This window comes from Burkholderia sp. LAS2, assembly GCF_018417615.1.
In the GTDB taxonomy this organism is placed as follows: domain Bacteria; phylum Pseudomonadota; class Gammaproteobacteria; order Burkholderiales; family Burkholderiaceae; genus Burkholderia; species Burkholderia sola.
Map to the genome: position 1 here is coordinate 809,253 of NZ_CP071053.1, position 15,507 is coordinate 824,759.

At 69.1% G+C, this 15,507-nt stretch carries 10 protein-coding genes; all 10 read left to right on the forward strand.

Annotation, left to right across the window (positions count from 1 at the left end):
• Nucleotides 1-23: 23 nt before the first annotated feature.
• The 10 genes from JYG37_RS24025 (at nt 24) to JYG37_RS24070 (ending at nt 15,383) form a co-directional block, all read left to right on the forward strand.
• Nucleotides 24-1,184, forward strand: coding sequence for a polysaccharide biosynthesis/export family protein (locus JYG37_RS24025; protein WP_124654092.1), 1,161 nt, complete (start codon nt 24-26; stop codon nt 1,182-1,184).
• Complete coding sequence (locus JYG37_RS24030; RefSeq protein WP_213346574.1) at nt 1,181-1,660, forward strand: low molecular weight protein-tyrosine-phosphatase; 480 nt, start codon at nt 1,181-1,183, stop codon at nt 1,658-1,660. The genes JYG37_RS24025 and JYG37_RS24030 overlap by 4 nt, the downstream gene beginning before the upstream one ends.
• Nucleotides 1,657-3,951 (forward strand): polysaccharide biosynthesis tyrosine autokinase, encoded by a 2,295-nt coding sequence (locus JYG37_RS24035; protein WP_124631818.1) that lies wholly within the window; start codon nt 1,657-1,659, stop codon nt 3,949-3,951. The genes JYG37_RS24030 and JYG37_RS24035 overlap by 4 nt, the downstream gene beginning before the upstream one ends.
• The gene (locus JYG37_RS24040) at nt 3,948-5,195 is read left to right on the forward strand and encodes a glycosyltransferase family 4 protein (protein WP_213346576.1); all 1,248 of its coding nucleotides are present in this window, start codon (nt 3,948-3,950) and stop codon (nt 5,193-5,195) included. Before JYG37_RS24035 ends, JYG37_RS24040 begins: the two co-directional genes overlap by 4 nt.
• Nucleotides 5,192-6,394, forward strand: coding sequence for a polysaccharide pyruvyl transferase family protein (locus JYG37_RS24045; protein ID WP_124639417.1), 1,203 nt, complete (start codon nt 5,192-5,194; stop codon nt 6,392-6,394). The genes JYG37_RS24040 and JYG37_RS24045 overlap by 4 nt, the downstream gene beginning before the upstream one ends.
• Nucleotides 6,388-7,680: a polysaccharide biosynthesis protein gene (locus JYG37_RS24050; protein ID WP_124639419.1), complete on the forward strand. Its 1,293-nt coding sequence runs from the start codon at nt 6,388-6,390 to the stop codon at nt 7,678-7,680. Before JYG37_RS24045 ends, JYG37_RS24050 begins: the two co-directional genes overlap by 7 nt.
• Nucleotides 7,670-8,773 (forward strand): hypothetical protein, encoded by a 1,104-nt coding sequence (locus JYG37_RS24055; protein WP_213346577.1) that lies wholly within the window; start codon nt 7,670-7,672, stop codon nt 8,771-8,773. The genes JYG37_RS24050 and JYG37_RS24055 overlap by 11 nt, the downstream gene beginning before the upstream one ends.
• A 7-nt stretch (nt 8,774-8,780) precedes the next feature.
• Nucleotides 8,781-9,815 carry an acyltransferase family protein gene (locus JYG37_RS24060; RefSeq protein WP_124631820.1) on the forward strand — a complete coding sequence of 345 codons (1,035 nt, stop codon included), beginning with the start codon at nt 8,781-8,783 and terminating at the stop codon, nt 9,813-9,815.
• 468 nt (nt 9,816-10,283) lie between these two features.
• A complete protein-coding gene (locus JYG37_RS24065; protein ID WP_249746079.1) occupies nt 10,284-11,786 on the forward strand; it encodes a ShlB/FhaC/HecB family hemolysin secretion/activation protein in 1,503 nt (500 codons plus the stop codon).
• A gap of 177 nt (nt 11,787-11,963) precedes the next feature.
• Nucleotides 11,964-15,383, forward strand: coding sequence for a GLUG motif-containing protein (locus JYG37_RS24070; protein ID WP_213346581.1), 3,420 nt, complete (start codon nt 11,964-11,966; stop codon nt 15,381-15,383).
• The last annotated feature ends 124 nt before the right edge of the window (nt 15,384-15,507 follow it).

Sequence of the window (15,507 nt, forward strand, 5' to 3'; positions counted from 1 at the left end):
CCGCATCACGATAAGGATGACTGATGACTTCCGCCATGATCGAGCGGGCCGGATCCGCACGTCCCTACCGCATGCGCACGCTGCTGGCCGCAGCGGTCAGCGTCGCGCTCTCGGCCTGTGCATTCGCACCCGGCATGCAGATGAGCGCACCGCCCGCCGCCGGCCAGCCTGCCGGACACGCGAACGCCGGCGGGAGCGTTCCGTTCCGGATCACGACGATCGACGCCAGCCTGATTCGCCAACTCGACGCACAGGCCGCGCAGCAACAGCACCTGCCATCCGACCGGCTGGCGGCCGCGCCCGGCGCTTATCGCCTCGGCCCCGGCGACGTGCTGCAGATCACCGTCTGGGATCACCCCGAACTCGCCGCCGCGCAAGGCGCCGCGCAGCAGAACGCGCCGCGCGCGGCCGACCCGGTCGCGGGCTTCGTCGTCGATTCGCACGGCAACCTGGCGTTCCCGTTCGCCGGCAGCGTGCCGGTCGCGGGTCTCACGGCCGACGCCGCGCAGGCACGCATCGCCGCCGCGCTGTCGCGCGTCTATCGCAATCCGCAAGTAACACTGCGCGTTGCGTCGTTCCGCTCGCAGCAGGTCTATATCGACGGCGAAGTCCGCACGCCGGGTGCGCAGCCCGTCAACGACGTGCCGATGACGCTCTACGAAGCGCTCGGCCGCGCGGGCGGGCTCGGCACGGCCGCCGACCAGAGCCGCATGACGCTCGTGCGCGACGGCGTGTCCTATCCGCTCGACCTGACGCGCATGCTGCGTGACGGCCGCAATCCCGCCGACGTCGTGCTGGCCGCCGGCGACCTGCTGCACGTGCCGGCACGCAGCGACTACGGCGTGTACGTGATGGGCGAAGTGAACAAGCCGTCGCTCGCAGTGCCGCTGCGCGACGGCCGGCTGACGCTGTCCGACGCGCTGTCGCAGGCCGGCAGCGTGAACGCCAATACCGCCGACGCCGCGCAGATGTTCGTGATCCGCGGCTCGCAGACGAGCGATCCGCAGGTGTTCCACCTCGACGCGCGCTCCCCCGTGTCGATGGTGCTCGCCAACGAGTTCGCGCTGCAGCCGAAGGACATCGTCTACGTCGACGGCAACGGCCTGGTGCGCTTCAGCCGCGTGCTGAGCCTGCTGCTGCCCGGCGTCAGCACCAGCGCCGCCGCGGCGCTCGCCGTCAAATGAGCGCCATCGCCACGCTGCTCGTCGTGTGCGTCGGCAACGTCTGCCGCAGCCCGATGGCGCAGGCGCTGCTCGGCGCGCGCCTGCCCGGCGTCGACGTGCAGTCGGCCGGGATCGGCGCGCTCGACGGCCAGCCGGCCGACCCGCACGCCATCGACCTGATGCGCGCGCGCGGCCTCGACCTCGCCACGCACCGCGCGCGCCAGGTGTCGTCACGGCACGCCGCACGCGCCGACCTGATCCTGACGATGGACCTCGAGCAGAAGCGCTGGCTCGAGCGCCGCCACCCGTTCCTGTGCGGCCGCGTGTTCCGCCTCGGCGGCACCGGTCAGGGCTTCGACGTGCCCGACCCGTATCTCGGCCCGCGCGCGTCGTTCGAACACAGCCTGCGGCTCATCGAGCGCGGTGTCGACGCGTGGTGCGTGCGCATCGCGCCGGCCGCCTCCCCCTCCACCCCGCTTTCCGGACCGAATCGATGACCTCTCCTGTTTCCCGCGAGCGATCGCACGATCGCGGCGCCGAGCTCGACCTCGCCGGCGTCGTCGACGTGCTCGTGTCCCAACGCTGGCTGATCGCGCTGGCAACCGCCGCCTGCGTCGGCGCCGGCACGCTGTACGCATTTCTCGCCCCGCCGCAATACCAGGCCGACATCCTGCTCCAGGTCGAGGACAGCGGCGACCCAGCCGCCGCGAACAGCATGCTCGGCGACGTGTCGTCGCTGTTCGACATCAAGTCGAGCGCCGCGGCCGAAGCGCAGATTCTCGCGTCGCGGCTCGTCGTCACGCGTGCCGTCGACGAGCTGCGCAGCTACATCGTCGTGCAGCCGAAGCGCTTTCCGCTGGTCGGCGATTTCGTGTCGCGTTTCAACACCGGCCTCGCGCACCCCGGCCTCCTCGGGTTCGGCGGTTATGCGTGGGGCGAGGAAGCGATCGCGGTCGCGCGCTTCGACGTGCCCCGGCCGCTCGAAGGCGAGCGCTTCGAGCTGACGCTGCTCGACGGCCAGCGCTACCGGCTGACCGGGCCCGCGCTGCCGTCGGCCGTCACCGGCCGCATCGGGCACGTGGAAACCTTCCCGACCGCGAGCGGCCCGATCGCGATCGACGTCGCGCGCGTCGATGCGAACCCGGCCACCCGCTTCACGCTCGTGCGCGAATCGCGCGCCGAGACGATCGACACGCTGCGGCGCGGCCTCGACGTCCAGGAAAAGATCAAGCAGTCGGGCGTGATCGTCGCGACGCTGCGCGGCCCCGATCCGCAACGGATCCAGGCGCAGCTTCAGGCAGTCGCGAACCACTACGTGCGCCAGCACATCGAGCGCAAGTCCGCCGACGCGGCGCAATCGCTCGCGTTCCTCAACGCGCAGCTGCCGGTACTCAAGCGCCAGTTGCAGGACGCCGAGCAGCGCTACACCGACATGCGCAACGCGAACGGCACGATCGACCTGACCGAGGAAGCGAAGCTGATCCTGCAGCAGACGGCCGACGCGACCACGCGCCGCCTCGAGCTGCAGCAAAAGCGCGACGAGATGGCCGCACGCTTCGCGCCGGGCCACCCCGACATGGTCGCGCTCGACGCGCAGATCGCCACGCTCGGCCGCGAGCAGCGCGGCTTCGAGCATCAGGTGCGACGGCTGCCCGACCTGCAGCAGAACGCCGTGCGGCTGATGCTCGACGTGAAGGTCGACACCGATCTCTATACGGCGCTGCTCGCGAACACGCAGCAGCTCGAGCTGGTCAAGGCCGGCAAGACCGGCAGCGTGCGGCTCGTCGATACGGCGATCGTGCCCGAGGATCCCGTACGCCCGAAGCGACCCGTCGTGATCGCGGCGGCCGCGCTGATCGGGCTCGCACTCGGCATCGCGCTCGCCTTTGCGCGCGACTTCCTGTTCGGCGGCGTCCGTCACGCGGACGAGATCGAGCGTCATCTCGACATCGACGTCTACGCGACGATTCCCGATTCGGCGGCCCAGCGGCAGATGGCGCGGCGCATCGCGCAGCACGCGCCGGGGCCGAACCTGCTGAGCGCGCGGCACCCGCACGATCCGGCCGTGGAAAGCCTGCGGAGCCTGCGCACCGCGCTGCGCTTCGCGATGCAGGGCGCACGCAACAATGTACTGCTGCTGACCGGCCCGGCGCCGGGTGCGGGCAAGTCGTTCGTCGCGGCGAATTTCGCGGCGCTGCTCGCGGCCAACGGCGAGCGCGTGCTGCTCGTCGACGGCGACCTGCGCAAGGGTCATCTGCATGAATCGCTCGGTGTCCCGCGCGAGCGCGGCTTCGCCGAGCTGCTGTCGGGCACGGCCGCGCCAGCCGACGTGACCTGCCGCGACGTGGTGCCGCGCCTCGATTTCATCCCGACCGGCGCGGTGCCCGAGTATCCGTCCGAGCTGCTTGCCGACGAACGCGTCGCCGCGCTGCTCGACGTGCTGTCGGCCTGCTACGACGTCGTCGTGATCGATGCGGCGCCGATTCTCGCGGTGACCGACGCGGTCACGCTCGGCCGCCACGCCGGCACCGTGCTGCTCACGGCGCGTGCCGCCACGACACGCGTCGCCGAACTGGACGAAGCCATGCGGCGCCTCGCGCACAACGGTATCGCCGCGAGCGGCGTGCTGCTCAACGGCGTCGATCCGCACATCGGCCGGTACGGCTCGCGCTACGGCGCCTATCGCTATACGCAGTACCGTTACGCACCGCCGCGTTGCGGCCTGGCATCGTCGATCGGCCGCACGCTGCGCGCGCTCGTGTCCCGCCGCCGGGGAGAGCCGCGATGAGCGATACCCGTCACCTCGAACGCGTCGCGATACGCGATGCCGCGCCGGCGGACGTTTCCGCCACGACCGAATTGGGCTCCCGGCAAGCCCCGGCCCGCGCGGCGCGCCTGCGGATCGCGCTCGTCGTCGAAGCCGCGGGCGGCGGCGTGGCCGTCCATCTCGCCGACCTGATCGACGGACTCGCCGCAATCGACGGCATCGAACTGCACCTGATCGTGCCGCACGGCCCGCGTTTCGACACAACGATCCTCGATGCGCGCGTGCTGTCACGCTGTGCAAGCGTGCATGCGGTGCCGATGCAGCGCGCGGTCGGCTGGCGCGACGCGCTCGCGGTCGCCCACGTCTATCGCCACCTGCTGCGCATCCGTCCCGACATCGTGCACAGCCACAGCTCGAAAGCCGGCGCGATCGCACGCCTGTGCCCGGGGCCGTGGCGGCAGGTGTACACGCCGCACGCGGTCTATACGCTGAACCCGACGCTGGGTAACCGCCAGCGCCGGTTCTACGGCACCATCGAGCGGCTGCTCGGCCGCCTGTGCACGCACCGGATCGTCGCCGTCTCGCGCGACGAGGCGCAACACCTGAACGAAGCGCTCGGCATTCCGGCCGCGCGCATCGACACGATCGTCAACGGCGTCCGACCGCCCGCCCTGATGCCGCGCGAGGCGGCACGACACGCACTCGGCGTCGCGCGCGACGCCCTCGTCGTCGGTTTCGTCGGGCGCTTCGATCATCAGAAAGGCATCGACCGTCTCGTGCGGATTGCGCGCGGCGTGTATCGCCAATGCGGCCGTACCGCGCAGATCGTCGCGATCGGGTCCGGCGACTTCGTCACGGCGGCCGGCAACGAGGCCGACGATCTTCCGCCGAATCTTCACGTCGTCGGCCGCGTGAACCACGCGAGCCGCTATTTCTCCGCGTTCGACCTGTTCGCGTTGCCGAGCCGCTACGAAGGCTTTCCCTACGTGTGTCTCGAAGCGATGGCCGCGCATGTGCCGATCGTCGCCACGCGGGTATCCGGCGCGACCGAGCTGATCGACACGCATGGCATCGGCGTCGTGGTGCCGAACGAAGACGACACGACGCGCTTCGCCCGCGCGATCGTCGCGCTTGCCAACGATCCGGCCGCACGCGACGCGATGCGAGCGAACTGCGCGGCGGCCCTCGGTCAATTCTCGGCCGAGACGATGGTCGCGCACACGCTCGACCTCTATCACACCCTTTCCAGACGAGGCCCGGCATGACGCCCCCCATTCACGTCGCGCTGCTGCACGCGTACAGCGCCCGCAATTCCGGTGACGGCCTGCTGGTCGACCTGTCCGTCGGCCTGCTCCGGGAGGCCTTCGGCGATGCCGTCCGCGTGTCGATCGTCGCGGCCGATCCGGCTTCGTTTCCGGCGTACGACGACGTATGCGCGGCGCCCGTGCTCGCGGAGCGCGGCACGAACCGGCTGGTCGCCGCCGCCGCCGCCGCGCTGCCCGTTCGAGTCAACGGCAGGTTGAAAGCACTGCGCAGCCTGCTCGACGAAGTCGACCTGATCGTCGGCGTCGGTGGCGGCTATCTGCGCGCGCGCACGGCCATCGAAGCGCTCAAGCTCGAAGCCGGCCACCTGCTGCAAATGCGGGTTGCGCTTGCCTCCGGCAAGCCCGCCGTCTATCTGCCGCAAAGCATCGGCCCGGTGCTGTCCTCACGCGCCGTCGCCATGCATCTGCAGTCGCTGCTCGGCGCGTTCGATTCGGTGTTCGTGCGCGACGACCGCTCCGCCGCCTTCCTCGCCGCGAATCCGAATACGCGGCGCGTGCCGGATCTCGCGGTGCTCGACTTCGGGTATCGCAGCGAGACCATCCTTCGGCAAACCCCGCCGAACAGCGACACCGCGCGCCATGTTGCATTCGTGCTGCGCCGCGCACCCGCGTGGAGCGCGAAACGACGCGCGCGCTACGACGCATCGATCGCGCGGCTGATCGAGCAGGTGCGCGCAACGTGCCGGGTCAGCTTTGCCGTGCAAAGCACGGGGCGCGGCAACGACGATCCCGCGTACTACCGCAGCCTCGGCATCCGGGAACCGCTGACGCCGCTCAAGACGCTTCTCGAAACCGACCGGCCGGACGTCACGGTATCGGTTCGCCTGCACGGCGCGCTGGAATCGATCCTGCACGGCGTACCCGCCTTCCACGTCAGCTACGAGCGCAAGGGCTTCGGTGCGTATGCGGACATGAAGCTCGACGACTGGGTCATCAACGGCGCGGATTTCGATCCGGCACGCGTCTGCCGGACGATCCTCGCACCTGGCGCAGTTGCGGCGTTCCGGAACGCCGCGCAGGGCGGCTTTGCGAGCATCCGTGCCGCACGCGCACGCGTGATCGACGCACTGCGTGCGGCCCGTCGTGCGGATTCCGACATCGAAACAAAAGTCGAAGCCGACGAGGCCATGCCATGCTGACGCGCCTGCTCCTGCGCAGCCTGGCGCTCGGCCTGAAATTCACGCTCGCGATCATCGTCGCGCGTGCGCTCGGCTTCGACGCGGTTGCCGCGTACGGGCTCGCGGTCGCCGCCGCCGTGATCGCATCGAAACTGCTCGGCCTCGGCTTCAGTCCCGAACTCAACCGGCGGCTCAGCGAACCCGATCCGCTGCCCGCGTTCGGCGCGATGCGCACCCTCTGCGTCGCGTACGGCGGCCTCTACTTGACGCTCGTCGCGACGCTCGCCGTGGCGACCGCCAACGGTGACGCGGCCCTGCTCGCCCGCGTCGGCCTGTCGACGCGGCTCGCGTGGTGCGTGCTGCTCGTCGCGCTCTCCGAGCATGCGGCATTCGAGGCGAACGGCTGGCTGTTCTCGCTGCATCGACCTCGCGCCGGCTCGCTGCTGCTGTTCGTCCGCACCGGCGCATGGGCCGGCGTCGCGGGAGCGGGGTTGCTCGTCGGCGCCCTGCATTCGATCGAATCGGTTTTCGCGCTGTGGTTCGCGGCCAATACGTGCGTCGTCGTGCTTTCGTGGCGGCGTATCGGCGCGGTTGCACGCCAGGCGCACGACCGCCCGCAGGCGGCGCGCGCACCGGCCGTGCGCGAGCGCGGTGTCCTGTCGATCTGGCGGCACGGGTTGCCGTTCTACGTGGCCGGCATCGTCCTCGCGTCATTGCAATACGCGGAGCGGTTCATCGGCGGCGGCCACCTGAGCGCCGATGCGCTCGGCCGGTACGTATTCGCGTGGTCGATCGCCAACGCGATCCAGGCGCTCGCCTTCTCGACCGTCGTCGTGACGGCCGGCCCGCGCTTCGTGCGCGTGCTGTCCGACGCACCGGGCACGTTCCCCCGGCTCGCCGTGCGCGCGACGGTGGCCAGCGTGGCCGTCACCTCGATCGCGGGGGCCGCGGTCCTTGCGCTGCATCGCGACCTGTTCGCGTTTGCGCACGAGCCCGCGGGCACCGGGCAGGTCGCATTGCTCGCCACACTGCTCGTGTCGTTCGTGCTGCGCGGCGCGGCGGACGTGCTGTGGACGGCCGCGATCGCGCTGCGTGCCGGCTGCGCCGCGATGTTGTCGATGATCGCGCTCGCGCTGACGTACCTGCCGCTCGCATGGAGCCTGATCGTTCACGCTGGTGCGATGGGGGCGGCCATCGCCCATCTGGCGGCAAGCGCCGGCATCGTCGCCACGCTGGCGCTGATCGTCGCGCGCACCGGCCGGTCCCGTGCGGCCGCACGCACGGAGGCCGCCCCGCATGCTGCGTAACCTGATTGCCGGTGGCCCGGCACTGAGCCGCGGCGTGACGCGCGCCGTCGGCGCGATGATCGTATTCGTCTACTGGATCGTCTACGCAAAGGCCGGCACGTTCCTGCCCGAGTTCGTGTTCCGCGACGCGGAGAAGATCCAGAGCCAGATCGGCGGCGGCAGCACCTACGAGGGCACGTCGTTCGATGCGGTCGCGAAGTTCTATGCGCTGCTCGGCCCGGCCGGCACGTCGCTGTTCGTTGCCGCGATCGGCACGGCGTTCATCTGGCGGATCGTCGGCGAAGGCCGCCGCGTCGGGTCGCTGGCCGCGACCGTCGTACTGCTGGCGCCGTGCGTGTTCTTCAACCTGTTCGTCGCAAGCAAGGACACGCTCGTCGTGCTGATCGCGCTCGTGCTGGCCAGCATCGCGCGGCGTCGCCCGGCCGCCTGGACCTTCGTGGCCGTCGTTGCGCTCTACGCCGGCTACGCGGTCGTCGTGCGCAGCTACTTCGCGCTGATTCTCGCGGTCGCGCTGGCCGCGCTCCTGTTCCGGCACCTGTCATGGCGCGGCAAGACCTTGCTGCTCGGCACTGCCGCGATCGCGCTGTTCCTGCTGCCGCCGGACGTGTACTACCTGCTCCAGCATCCCCGCGACATGGCAGCCGACTATCTCGCCTACGGTTCGCCGTTCGGCGCGCGCACGAGTTTCTACAACCCGGTCGCGCCCGATTCGTTCGTCGCCTTTTGCGCGAACTATGCGTACGCGGTGCTGCGGTTGAATCTGCCGCTGCTGTTCGACGTGGGCCCCAAGGAAGTCGCGATGCAGCTGTTCGTGTGGATCGCGCTGGCCGCCGTGTGGCGTCGTGCACGGCATCGCACACATCCGGCCCGCGACCTGCTCGCCTGCGTCGTCATCGGTCACGTCGCCGTATCGATGCTGTTCGAACCCGATCTCGGCAGCTATACACGCCACCTGTCCAGCGTCGCCTTGCTGTGCGCGCTTCAGTTCGCGGGATTCGAACCGCGTGCCGGTCGACGCCGGCCAAAGCGCGATGCCGCGACGAACGGCACGCCGACTCCCGCCCGCCTGCCGCACAAGGACATCACCCGCTAAACCCGACATGCAAACCTTCCCCGTCCAGACCGGCATCTTCCGGAACCTCCAGTGTGCACGCGCCTTCGCGGCGCTCGCCGTCGTCGGCTATCACATGGGCACGCTTCCGTTCGGGCAGGCCGGCGTCGATATCTTCTTCGTCATCAGCGGGTTCATCATGTCCGTCGTCGCGCCGCGCGAGGGGCACGCCTTCCTGCGCAGGCGCCTGATCCGGATCGTGCCGCTCTACTGGCTGACCACGCTGGGCGTGTTCGCGATCGCGGTCGTGAAGCCCCAATGGCTGAATTCGACGACGGCCGGCCTCGACTATCTCGTCAAGTCGCTGCTTTTCGTGCCATACGTGAAGGAGAACGGCCATTGGGGGCCGCTGAACCTCAACGGCTGGACGCTCGAATACGAGATGCTGTTCTATCTCGTCATCGCCGGATCGATGTGGTTCGTCCGCGCCCGCCATGCAACGACGTTCGCGGCGCTCGCGCTTGCGCTGTTCTGCGCGTACGTGGCCGCCGGCGGCCCGGCAGGCGAAGTCGCCGCCCATCTCGGTCAGCCGTTCGTGCTCGAATTCGGGCTTGGGGTACTCGCCTGCCGCCTGCTGGAAACCGGCATCGCCGGGCGACTTCCGCGCTTCGCGTGGCTCGCGGCATCCGTAGCGGCGCTCGCGGCGATACCGCTCGCCGCCACCCTGTCCGGCACGCCGACCGGCTTTGAACGTGTCGTCTGGTGGGGCGTGCCGGCCTGCATGCTGATCGTCGCCGCGGTCGCGCTCGACCTGCGGGGCTGGACGATCGGGAACGCGATGCTCGCCCGCCTCGGCGATGCGAGCTATTCGATCTATTTGCTGCATCCGTACGTGATCGGTGCAGCGAACAAGATCGTCGGGGTGCGCCTCGACGCCGGCACGTGGTCGGGCACAGCGGCTGCGCTCGCGACGCTGGCCGCTGTCTGCGCATGCGGCTGTGCCTGTCATGCGTGGATCGAGCGGCCGATACTTGCTGTCTTGAAACACCGGTTGTCGCGGAAGCGCCGTGCAGCAGCGTCTTGAGCACGGACGCGATTGAATCGAAGAATCTGACAAGAATGAATGATGGAAACAAGTCGCTCGTACTTGTTCCATATTCATTGAGGGAACCATTTCGTAACATCGTCGGCAATCCAAACGGCCGGAGCGGAAGACCACGCTTCGGCCCAAAGGCGCAACCGTTCGAGGTCGAAAATCCATTTCATCCGTTCTCTCGACGCCGTGCCCGGGACGCCCCCGATGCCGGCGCAAGTACCCGCTCTTCCTCCCGCCACGCCAGCGGCCATGCCCGGTGCCTGGCCGTCCTGCCGCCCCGATCCTACCGTCCGAAAGCGATCCCGCCCGTTCCACATCGCGTGCCTGACCGGTCTCGCGCTGTCGCTTCACGGTCTCGCGCATGCACAAGTCCAAGTCCCCAATGCGGGACAGTCGCTACGCGACGTCGAGACGCTCCGCCCGGCGCTGCCCGCTCCGGCCGCGCCCGATCTCGCGATGCCTGCGCCAAGCGAAGCGCCCTCGCCTGCTGCGGCTGGCGGCCCACGCATTCCGGTCAGCGCATTCGCCGTTGAAGGCAATGCGGCCATTCCCGCCGCACAGCTCGACCCGTTGCTCGCCGATTTCGTCGGCCGCGACCTGAGCTTCGGCGATCTGCAGCAGGCCGCCAACCGGATCACGACGTACTACCGCGAACACGGCTACGTCCTCGCCCGCGCGTATCTTCCCCGCCAGGACATCGAACACGGTGTCGTGCGCATCGCTGTCGTCGAAGGCCGCTACGGACAGATCGAATTGCACAACCGCACACGCGTGCTCGACCGCGCGCTGCGGCAGCCGCTTGCGTCGCTTCAGCCCGGTGAGATTGCGCACGGCAACCGCCTCGAGCGCAGCCTCATGCTGCTGAACGAGATGCCCGGCGTCGATGCGAAGGGCACGCTGCGGCCCGGCGCCGAACCCGGCACGACCGATCTCGTGGTCGATGCCGAACCCGGCCGCTTCGCCACCGGCTCGATCGAACTCGACAACTTCGGCGATCCGCTGACCGGCCGCTACCGCGCGACCGGCAGCGTCGACGTCAATGCGCCGCTGCGCGTCGGCGATCGCTTCTCGCTGCGCGGACTGACGAGCAATACGAATCAGCGCTATTACCGCACGTCGTATCAACTGCCCGTCGGCCCCGCATCGACGCACGTCGGCGTCGCGTATTCCGACATGAACTACCGGATCGGCGGCAGCCTCAAGGACCTCCGCTACCACGGCGGCGCCGACGTTCGCTCCGCGTTCGTCACGCAGCCGCTGCTGCGCAGCAGGCGCACGAGCCTCGACGCGCAGGTCGTCTACGAAAACAAGCATTTGCGCGACGTGTACGGCGCGTTCGACGTGGTCAACGACAAGACCGTCGACCTGTGGTCGTTCGGCGTAAGCGGCAACCATCAGGACACCCTCGGCGGCGGCGGCCGGACCGGCTTCTCCGCCACGCTCGGCATCGGCCACCTGAGCGGCAACGATCCGCTCGACATGGACTACTACGTCCATACCCAAGGCCAGTTCGCGAAGCTGAATGTCAGCGCGCTGCGGCTGCAGGCGCTCGGCGCGCGATTCCAGCTCTACACCCAATTCAGCGCGCAGTTGTCGTCGCGCAATCTCGACGCATCGGAAAAATTCAGCCTCGGCGGCCCGTACGGCGTGCGCGCATTCGCACTCGGCGCCGGCAGCGGCGATCAGGGCTGGCAGGCCACGGCCGAACTGCGCTATCTCGTCGCGCCCGGCTGGCAACTGAGCGCGTTCGCCGACACGGGCCGCATCCAGCTCAGCAAGCAGCGATGGTCCCGCGAGCGCAACACCGTGCAATTGTCATCGCTAGGCATCGGCGCGAGCTGGTTCGGCGCGCGCCATCAAGTCAGCGTCACCGCTGCACTGCCGGTCGGTTACGCCGATCCGGTCGCGTCGGCCACGCGGTCGCCGAGCGTCTGGTTGCAAGCCGCCCAGTATTTCTGAGCGGTACACGACAAGCGGCCCGCCAGGCAGGAGCGAGCCGCAAGTAGCACGGGCGGCCCCGTCGCCCGCATCGTCGAAAGCGTGCGTCCTGCATGCCTTCGGCCTTTCCCGTTTCGTTAGGTATACGTATCGATACGAAGCGAACACCCTGTACCTTTCCATAGGAACAACAATCTCATGAACAAGACCTACGCACTGGTCTGGAACCAGACCCAGGGATGCTGGAGCGCAGTCGGGGAAACCGCGCGCCGCCGCGCCAAGCCCGGCAGCGCCAAGCGCGCCGCCGCCGTCCTCTCCCTGCTTGGCTTCACTGCCCTGCCCGCCTTCGCACTGCCCACCGGCGAGAACATCACCGCCGGCAAGGCCGACATCATTCGCGAAAACGACGGCAAGTCGATGTCCATCAACCAGCACACCGACAAGCTCATCACCAACTGGAACGACTTCAGCATCGCCGGCAACGAGCGCGTCGCGTTCCATCAACCCGGCAAGCAGTCGATCGCGCTGAACCGCGTGGTCGGCAACAACGGCAGCCAGATTCAGGGCCAGCTCGACGCCAACGGCAAGGTCTTCCTCGTCAACCCCAACGGCGTGCTGTTCGGCTCCGGCGCGCAGATCAACGTCGGCGGCCTCGTCGCGTCCACCCAGAACATCGCCGACGCCGACTTCCTCGCCGGCAACTATCGCTTCTCCGGTCACTCCACCGCGTCGATCGTCAACGACGGCCACATCACCGCCGCCGACGGCGGCAGCGTCGCGCTGCTCGGCGCGCGCGTGTCCAACAACGGCGTGATCCAGGCGAAGATGGGCCGCGTCGCGCTCGGCGCCGGCAACGCGTTCAAGGTCAACTTCGACGGCAACGACCTGCTCAGCCTGCAGGTCGAGGGCGGTGCGGTCGACGCGCAGGCCACCAACGGCGGTTTGCTGAAAGCCGACGGCGGCGAAGTGCTGATGACCGCGCACGCGGCCGGCAACCTGCTGAACGCCGTGGTCAACAACACCGGCACGATCGAAGCGAAGGGCCTTGCCAGCCATGCCGGCAAGATCACGCTCGACGGCGGCACCGTCAAGGTCGCTGGCAAGCTCGATACGAGCGCGGCCGAAGCCGGCGCACCGGCCGGCTCCGTCATCACGCGCGGCGAGCGCGTCGACGTCGCCGCCGATACCCGCATCGACACGCGCGCGGGCAACGCCGCCGGCACCTGGACCATCGAGGCCGCCAACGCGGGCGTAAACGGCGATCGTTCGATCGGCGCCGACACCCTCTCGCGCAATCTCGACACCACCAACGTCGCGCTGACCAACACGCAAGGCGACCTGACGGTCGGCGGCCCGGTCGCGTGGAACAGCGACCGCTCGCTCACGCTGACCTCGCAGAAGGGCAACGTCGATCTGCAGCAGGCGCTGTCCGCCACTGGCGCCAACGCCAGCCTGAACGTCAATGCCGCCGACAAGATCCGTATCAACGAAGCAGTCAAGCTCACCGGCCGCAATGCGCATCTCGAACTCAACGCGAAGAACGGCCATACGCTGAACAACAAGGCGGCCGTGACGCTGTCCGGCGACAATGCGTCGTTCCGCTCGAACGGCGAGGACTATAAGGTGCTGCATACGGTCGCCGACCTGCGCAGCATCGATGCGAACCCGGGCGGCCGCTACGTGATCGGCAACACGATCGACGGCGCGAACGCGAGCTTCCGCAGCATCGCGGCCGACAGCGCGTTCTACGGCGTGTTCGACGGCCTCGGCAATACGGTCAGTCGCCTGAACATTTCCAACCCCGGCAAAATGACCGTCGGCCTGTTCTCGCACAACGCCGGCCGCATCGCCAACCTCAGCCTGCGCGACATCGTGACGGTCGCATCGGGTCTGCCGTATGGCTCGCCGATTTCGGTCGGCACGCTCGCCGGCAGCAACTCGGGCACGATCTCGAACGTGACGGCCGAAAACGTCACGGTCTCGACGACCGGGCCCGCATTCGTCGGCGGTCTCGTCGGCTCGAACTATGGCGGCACGATCGAGCGCGCCAGCGTGTCCGGCCGCATCGACACCGATCGCTACGCGAATACGGTTGGCGGCCTCGTGGGCGAGAACCTGACGCTGCTGAACAAGCCGCCGGTCTCGGCGCTGATTCGCGACAGCCAGGCCGACGTGCGCATCAACGCCGCGCACGACGGCGCCACGGGCGGCCTGGTCGGGTACAACACCGGCATGATCGAGCGCTCGTCGAGTGCCGGCACCATCAACGCGACAGGCGCCAACGCGCAGGTCGGCGGGCTCGTCGGCATCAACGACGGCAACGGCATCGTCAAGCAGTCCTCGTCGTCTGCCAGCGTGACCGCACGCAACAATGCCGTGGCGGGCGGGCTCGTCGGCATCAACATGGCCACCATCACGGCATCGCGCGCCAGCGGCAAGGTCAGCGTCGGCGAACGCAGCGTCGCGGGCGGTCTCGCAGGGGTGAACCTGGGCGACATCGATTCCTCCACGGCCGACGGCGACGTGTTCGCGGCGGCGTCCAGCACGGTCGGCGGCCTCGTCGGCTCGAACAGCGGCCGAATCCGGACGTCACAAGCCAACGGCAACGTGACGGCGGGCAACAAGGCCGTGGCCGCGGGCGGCTTCGCCGGCTACAACGACGGCGACATCGACGCGTCGACCGCGACGGGCAACGTCGTCGCCGGTGCAGACAGCCTCGCCGGCGGCTTCGTCGGGCGCAACGGCAAGGCGGGCCGTATCCATGCATCCGTTGCGCAAGGTCACCTCCGCGCCGCGGGCCAATCGACGCTCGGCGGCTTCGTCGGCGAAAACCTCGGCTTCATCGAGACCTCGCAGGCGACCGGCAACGTGGACGGCGACCACAACAGCACGGTCGGCGGCTTCGTCGGCACGAACGGCGGCCGCATCGAGGCATCCGACGCATCCGGCGAAGTGGTCGCGGGCTACAACAGCACGGCGGGCGGCTTTGCCGGGATCAACGCCGGCACGCTCGACTCCTCCAACGCGTCGGGCAACGTCACCGTGCTGAACAACAGCTCGGCAGGCGGCCTCGTGGGGGTCAACACCGGCATCATCCGCACGTCGAGCGCCAACGGCAAGGTAGTGGCCGGGCAATCGAGCAAGGCGGGCGGCCTCGCAGGCCGTAACCTCGGGACGATCGCCGATTCCCGTGCCACCGGCGCGGTGAAGGCCGGCGACTTCTCGTCGGCCGGCGGCCTCGTCGGCGCCAACGAAAGCGGCGACATCGCACGATCGACCGCATCGGGCGACGTCGAAGCCGGCCGGCAGAGCCAGGTCGGCGGCCTCGTCGGCAGTCTGCTCGGGAAGATCGACCAGTCGCGCGCGACGGGATCCGTCAAGGGCGGCGACGCCAGCTACGTCGGCGGCCTCGTCGGCAGCAATGCCGGTGTCATCACCGCCTCGTCGTCGAGCGGCACGGTTTCCGGCGGCCGGTACGCGCGGTTGGGCGGGCTCGTCGGCGGTAACTTCGGCTTCGTCTACGGCTCGTCGAGCACCAGCCGCGTCGACGTGAAGGCTGGCTACGACCAGTCCTACGGCGCGCTGGTCGGCGTGAACTATGGCCAGGTGAAGCCCTGAGCCTGAACCCGGACGGTTCCGGCTCCGCCGCCTGAACGGCATGCCGGACGCCGTCGCCTGTTGCGAGCGGCCTGTCCGCTCGTAGCCGGCGGCCGCGAGGCCGCCGGTTGTCACCCTCGGTCGA